General features: G+C 41.0%; 6 protein-coding genes. 3 read left to right on the top strand and 3 right to left on the bottom strand.

Annotation, left to right across the window (positions count from 1 at the left end):
- Positions 1 to 217: 217 nt before the first annotated feature.
- The 3 genes from ACMZ6Z_RS06320 to thrC are packed head-to-tail and all read right to left on the bottom strand — an operon-like array spanning position 218 to position 3,580.
- Positions 218 to 1,510, bottom strand: coding sequence for an MATE family efflux transporter (locus ACMZ6Z_RS06320; RefSeq protein WP_416131731.1), 1,293 nt, complete (start codon positions 1,508 to 1,510; stop codon positions 218 to 220).
- A 53-nt stretch (positions 1,511 to 1,563) separates the two neighbouring features.
- A complete protein-coding gene (locus tag ACMZ6Z_RS06315; protein ID WP_416131730.1) occupies positions 1,564 to 2,094 on the bottom strand; it encodes a GNAT family N-acetyltransferase in 531 nt (176 codons plus the stop codon).
- Position 2,095: 1 nt separating this feature from the next.
- Positions 2,096 to 3,580, bottom strand: coding sequence for a threonine synthase (gene thrC, locus ACMZ6Z_RS06310; protein ID WP_416131729.1), 1,485 nt, complete (start codon positions 3,578 to 3,580; stop codon positions 2,096 to 2,098).
- Between the two features lie 271 nt (positions 3,581 to 3,851).
- On the opposite strand from thrC, the gene ccdA2 reads away from it, so the two are divergent.
- The 3 genes from ccdA2 (at position 3,852) to msrB (ending at position 6,331) form a co-directional block, all read left to right on the top strand.
- On the top strand, positions 3,852 to 4,559 hold the full coding sequence (gene ccdA2 / locus ACMZ6Z_RS06305; protein ID WP_416131728.1) for a thiol-disulfide oxidoreductase-associated membrane protein CcdA2: 708 nt from the start codon (positions 3,852 to 3,854) through the stop codon (positions 4,557 to 4,559).
- 60 nt (positions 4,560 to 4,619) lie between these two features.
- A complete protein-coding gene (locus ACMZ6Z_RS06300; protein WP_416131727.1) occupies positions 4,620 to 5,195 on the top strand; it encodes a TlpA family protein disulfide reductase in 576 nt (191 codons plus the stop codon).
- 158 nt (positions 5,196 to 5,353) lie between these two features.
- Entirely contained in the window at positions 5,354 to 6,331 is a 978-nt protein-coding gene (gene msrB, locus ACMZ6Z_RS06295; protein ID WP_416131733.1) for a peptide-methionine (R)-S-oxide reductase MsrB, read from the top strand.
- Positions 6,332 to 6,345 lie beyond the last annotated feature (14 nt).

Genomic DNA, 6,345 nt, shown 5'->3' with positions numbered 1-6,345 from the left:
GTTACCTAACATAGTTTCCCTTTCTTGTTTTTTTGCCATAAATGTATCACTTATATTTTACCCCCCCATTTTGTCAAGTATTTTGCTTGTCATGATAGGGGTTTTAAGCGTTTTTTGAGGCGAAGATATCTAAAAAAAAAGCCAAGACAAATGTCTTAACTTCTTAACTGTTGGCGTTTTAAAATAATGAAAAATAGTGTAAGGACAATATTGCACTTCAGGGAGTTCTGATCGTCGTTATGATGTTTTTGTGATAGAGATAGGCTAGGAAGAGGCTCCTAAAAAGATTATCTAAGACGGTTGCTAGCCAGATGCCTTCTAGTCCCATGTTCTGAGTCACTCCTAAAACATAACCTAGTCCAATCCGAATAATCCACATGCCTAGACTTGTGGCATAAAAAGGCAGTTTAGCATTTCCTAGGCCCTGCCAGGTGGCGGTCATGATTAAGGTTCCAGCTGTCACGGGTACGCCAATGAGAGAATAGCTGATAGCGACTTGGCTAGCTGCTAGGGCTTTGGGATCTGTTAGAAAAAAACTGGTGAGAGGAGACTTCAAGAAAAAGACAAGAGCTGCTAAGCAAAACATCATTAGGGTCGATAGGTAGAAGCTGTTGATCACAATCTTTCTAGCTTTACGAGGATTTTCCCTAGTATGTGAAGCAACCTCAATCACTGTCGCTACCACTATGCCCATGGCTGGGAGGTAGTTAAATTGTGTCAGGGTTTCACCAACAGCATTGCCGGCGACGACATCGGTGCCAAAAGTCACGATAATCGAGATGAGCAGGAGGTCACCGATCCGCATCATTAAGCGTTCTCCTGCTGCTGGTAGTGCCATCTGAAGGAAAGACCTGTCAATCGCCAAACGTAGTTGCCTTAGAATAGCTAGCAGAGGAAGCTTTCTCATCAATAGCAAAACGCCCACAAGGCGTGCTATCACGGTAGCAAGGGCTACGCCTACCACTCCAAGATGACAGGCATAGATAGCCAGAGCAGACAATACGGCATTGAGTCCATTGGTCAGGAGGCTGATCTGCATTGGGAGTTTGGTATGCCCTTGAAGCCTAACAATAGCGCCCATGCTAGTGAGTAATCCTAGACTGATGACGCCCCCGCCAACAATCGCTAGATAGCGGCCACCTTCTTGCGCTGCTGGTGTTGGTGTGCCTAACCGGCTTAGTAACCAGCTATTGCCAAGAAGCGATAGCAAGCCTAGGCTAATGCCTATCAAGCTGGTTAGGCAAAGAGCATCAGCTATGCCTTGAAGGTGCTTCTGCGACTGACCTTGAGCTCTATAGCGTGATAGAAGGCTCGATATGGCGGCACTAAGTGCTATAAAAAGAGCTTGGTAAACGGCTATCAGATTGTTAGCAATCGCGACACCTGACACCGCAACCAGCCCAAGCTGAGCCACCAAATAATTGTCGATAAATCCTGTCAGCATGTGTAAACATTGCTCGACCATAGCTGGGAGGGCGATGGTTAGCAGTTTTTGAGATTCTTTTTTCATTGGTATTGTTGTGAGTGTTCTTTCAGAGATAGAAGAGACCAGCCATCTACTCTCTACACGCTGACTTGATAAGCAACGGACAGGATATCATCTCCTCTTAGACTCTTGCTAGGTTGTTGGTCAACCAAGATCATGCCAATCTTTTCCAAAACAGCTCTACTGGCTAAATGATTATGATTGGTTACTGCTGTTAGGTAGTTTACATGAGGTAGTTTTTGGGCTAAGGCTTTAAGAGCACTGGCTGCCTCAGTCATGTAACCTCGCCCAGCATAATCCTGATGCAGGGTGTAACCCATCTCTAAAGTATCGTCTCTATCGGTTAGTTTGAAGGCGATGTTACCGATGAGACGGTTGGATTTTTTCTCAACAATCCCATACTTGCCGATAGGAGATTGAAGGTTATACAAGACTAATTCCTGCCAACTTTCCTCAATCGTTTGATGGGGGTAAAAGGCATATCGCAGGTTGTGATCATCAGAGGTGAAGGCATGATAATCTTGCAAATCATCCTTGGTCATCGGTCTTAGTAATAACCTTTGCGTCTCAAGTAATGGGTATTTGGCTAACTCAAACAGGATAGACATGTCAAACTCCTAGGTAATCTTCAACCGCTTTTTGCATGTCTTTAGTTGCAACTACAGTCTGATGACGGACTGGCTGTGCTTCTAAGTCACGAACGGCTAAAGGCACTGACACCTCTGATAGCTGATGAAGCTTGGCAACTGCGACAAAGTCACCGCCAGCATCTTCTCCTGTTACGGCCTTGACGACTACGCGTGGAAACTTATAAGGACTAGCGGTTGAGGCAATGACTGTCGGAGTAGCATCATTGGTACGGTCACGATAGGCACGGTAAACGCTAGAAGCCACCGCCGTGTGGGGGTCTTCAATGTAGTGATCTTCCTCGTAAACCCTCTTGATCTCTCTTTCGGTATCCTCTTCTGAGGCAAATCCTGCTTCAAACAAATCTAAGATATCCTGATTAGCTTGATCTAGTTTGTACTCTCCTTGAGAGGGTAAGGCTGTCATCAATGCCTTTGTTTTTGTGGCATCATTTCCCACGAGATGGAAAATCAAGCGTTCGAGGTTTGAAGATACCAAGATATCCATAGATGGGCTGCTGGTAACTTTGAAGGTTCGTTTTTTATTGTAGGTACCTGTCTGGAAGAAGTCGGTCAAGACTTTATTTTCATTGGAGGCACAAATGAGCTTTGCAATCGGAACACCAATCTCACGCGCATAGTAGGCTGCCAGGATGTTCCCAAAGTTTCCGGTGGGAACCGTAACATTGATGGCCTGTCCTTTGTCGATGTCACCAGTCTTGAGGAGTTGGGCGTAAGCGTAGACATAGTAAACAATCTGAGGCACTAAGCGGCCGATATTCATGGAGTTGGCTGATGAGAGTTGCATCCCCTGTGCCAAGAGGCGATCACGTAAGTCGGTATCGTTAAACATACGCTTGACATCTGTTTGAGCATCATCAAAGTTACCATCAATAGCCACAACATGGGTGTTTTGCCCTTCTTGGGTGGTCATTTGCAGCTCTTGAATCTTGCTAACACCATCTTTAGGGTAAAAGACGATGATTTCCGTGCCTGGGACGTCTGCAAAGCCTGCCATAGCTGCCTTGCCTGTATCTCCTGATGTTGCCGTTAAAATGACGATTTTATGATTAACAACTTGTTTTTTAGCCGATGTGGTCAAGAGATGGGGCAAAATAGACAGAGCCATGTCTTTGAAGGCAATGGTTGAGCCATGAAATAACTCTAGGTTGTAATGATGGGTCAACTTAACCACAGGAGCGATAGTCTTGGTATCAAAGGCATCATCATAAGCCTTGGTGATACAGTCCTCCAACTCTTCTGAGGTAAAATCATCCAAAAAAGCGGATAATACTATTTTCGCGACTTCTTGATAAGAAGCCTCCTTTAGCTGGTCAAAGTCCAAATGCACCTCTGGCATCGCTACAGGTGTGAATAAACCACCATCTGCTGCTAGCCCTTGAAGAATGGCTTGGCTGGCTGTTACCTTATTGTTGTCATCACGTGTCGATTGGTATAATACTGTCATTGTCTTCCTCAATTATATGTCGTAGGGTTATGGTCTTTATTTTAGCATAATTTGCTGAAATCTTCTCTAACTATTTTAAAAAAATAGCTTTCCATCAGCCTACTTGATAGATTGATGAGGTTTTTAGTTGGTACGCTTTAAAGATTTTGCGAGACAGCTTTAATGTTTAGTTTATCTGATTATAATCAAGTTTTTCCTGTTTAAAATCTATAGTCTTTGAAAGAGGATTACTCTATAATAAATCTAACAAGTTTAAAAGGAGGCGTTATCCATGTCGTATATTTTGTTTGGACTATCTGTTTTCTTAGCAGGTACCCTATCATTTTTCTCACCCTGTATCTTTCCACTTCTACCTGTTTACCTAGGAATTCTTTTAGATGAAACAGAAGAAAAAGTTATCTCTATTTTAAGAGTAAAAGTAAATTGGTTTAGTTTAATCAACACTCTATTCTTTATTTTAGGACTTTCAACAGTCTTTATAATTCTTGGTTTTGGTGCAGGTCTTTTTGGGCATTTTTTATCCAGTCCATGGCTTCGATATGTTTTAGGTATTATCGTCATTATCCTTGGACTACATCAGATGGAAATTTTATCTATTAGGTTTCTCTACCGTCAAAAGCAGATTAATTTTCAAAGAACAAGTCAGCACGGTCAACTTATGAAGGCCTTTTTGCTAGGAATTAGTCTAAGTCTTGGTTGGAGTCCTTGTATCGGTCCGGTTTTAAGTTCTGTTCTAGCCTTGGCAGCGTCTGGACATCAAGGGGGATTATCAGGGGGATTTTACATGATGGTTTATAGCTTAGGATTATCTATACCATTTCTCATCATCGCTCTATTCTCTAAATGGACTCTCAATCACTTTAACAAACTAAAACCACATTTGAGAACACTAAAAAAAATGGGAGGGGTTCTCATTATACTAATGGGGCTGTTAATGATATTTGGTGATATCAACAATCTCGCTACACTCTTTCATTAAAAGTAAATCATTGTTTCATTATGCAACATTCAACAGAATCTACTTAAAGGAGATAACATCATGAAAAAATCACTCATAGCAATGAGCTTAGGCAGTCTAGTATTATTAGGAGCTTGCGGACAAAAGCAAACAAGTAAGCTATCTCATAAAACAGAAGAAAAAATGTTCATGAAAGACGACAAGATGACAAATCACAACACAATGATGACTGATAAGGACAAAACTATTGATTTTTCTCTTATGGGAATTGATGGCAAAACTTATAAACTATCTGACTTTAAAGGAAAGAAAGTCTATTTAAAATTCTGGGCATCTTGGTGCTCCATTTGCCTTTCAAGCCTTCCTGATACCGAAGAATTAGCTATGGAGCAAGGGGAAGACTACGTGGTTCTCTCAGTTATATCTCCAAATCAAAAAGGCGAAAAATCAGCAGAGGAGTTCAAAAAATGGTATGATGGTTTGCAATACAAACATATACCTGTTTTACTGGATGAGGGTGGAAAAATGATGGAGGCCTTTGGTATTAGGGCATACCCAACTTCAGTTTTTATTGGAAGCGATGGTGCTCTAGCTGAGACCCACGTAGGATTTATGAGCAAGATGGACATTAAGAACAAACTAGAAGCTATTCGTTAACCTAAGGTGATGATACTATGTGGAAAGATTATTGGAAAATGATATTATTTGTAGCTATTGGAATAATAATTCTAATCGGTTGGCAATGGATGAAGCAATCTGAAAGTGTAACTTCCTCACAATTCAAAACAATCCAAGACAGAGCCTTTAGCCAGAGTATGTCTCTTAAAAATAAGAAAGGGGATAATGACATGAAGACGGTACAGCATTTATATTTAGCCGGTGGGTGCTTTTGGGGAGTTGAAGAATATTTTTCGCGTATCCCAGGAGTTGATAATGTCACTGTTGGCTATGCCAATGGACATGGAGATACGACTAATTATCATCTAATAAGCCAAACAGATCATGCCGAAACGGTGCATATTCAATACGATGCTAATCAAGTTAGTTTGAAAAACCTATTATTACATTTCTTTCGTATTATTGATCCGACCAGTATTAATAAACAAGGTAATGATATTGGGCGTCAATATCGAACGGGTATTTATTATAGTAAATCGGAAGATTTGCCAATAATTAAGGAATTTATTAAAGAACAATCCCCAAAATTTGAGAAGCCTATTGCAGTCGAAGTAGAACCTCTAAACCATTATATTCTAGCAGAGGAATACCATCAAGATTATTTGAAAAAGAATCCAAATGGCTATTGTCATATCAATGTCAATGCTGCTTCATTTCCTGTGATTGATGCGAATCTATACATGAAGCCAACTAACAAAGAGATAAAAGACAAGTTATCTAAAGAAGAATATGCTGTGACACAAAAAAATGATACTGAAAGAGCTTTTTCAAATCGTTATTGGGATCAATTTGAAGCGGGGCTTTATGTTGATGTTGTGACTGGCGAACCCCTTTTTTCATCCAAAGATAAGTTTGAATCTGGTTGTGGGTGGCCGAGTTTCTCAAGACCAATAAGCCCAGATGTAGTAACCTATCACAAGGATAATAGTTTTAATATGGAGCGAGTTGAAGCAAGAAGCCGTGTTGGCAACTCTCATCTAGGACATGTCTTCACAGATGGCCCAAAAGATAAAGGTGGGCTACGTTATTGTATTAACAGCCTCTCCATTCGTTTCATTCCTAAGGCCAATATGGCTAAGGAAGGCTATGATTACTTGTTGGATTACATTGATTAGTTGTCAACAACACC

Source organism: Streptococcus pluranimalium (genome assembly GCF_047785705.1).
GTDB lineage: Bacteria > Bacillota > Bacilli > Lactobacillales > Streptococcaceae > Streptococcus > Streptococcus pluranimalium_A.
This window is presented reverse-complemented; position numbering and strand designations above follow the sequence as displayed.

Bases quoted from the DNA above. Each gene is read 5' to 3' on its own strand.
- msrB (WP_416131733.1), top strand. From the start codon at position 5,354: ATGTCTCTTAAAAATAAGAAAGGGGATAATGACATGAAGACGGTACAG.
- ACMZ6Z_RS06300 (WP_416131727.1), top strand. From the start codon at position 4,620: ATGAAAAAATCACTCATAGCAATGAGCTTAGGCAGTCTAGTATTATTA.
- ACMZ6Z_RS06315 (WP_416131730.1), bottom strand. From the start codon at position 2,094: ATGTCTATCCTGTTTGAGTTAGCCAAATACCCATTACTTGAGACGCAA.
- thrC (WP_416131729.1), bottom strand. From the start codon at position 3,580: ATGACAGTATTATACCAATCGACACGTGATGACAACAATAAGGTAACA.
- ccdA2 (WP_416131728.1), top strand. From the start codon at position 3,852: ATGTCGTATATTTTGTTTGGACTATCTGTTTTCTTAGCAGGTACCCTA.
- ACMZ6Z_RS06320 (WP_416131731.1), bottom strand. From the start codon at position 1,510: ATGAAAAAAGAATCTCAAAAACTGCTAACCATCGCCCTCCCAGCTATG.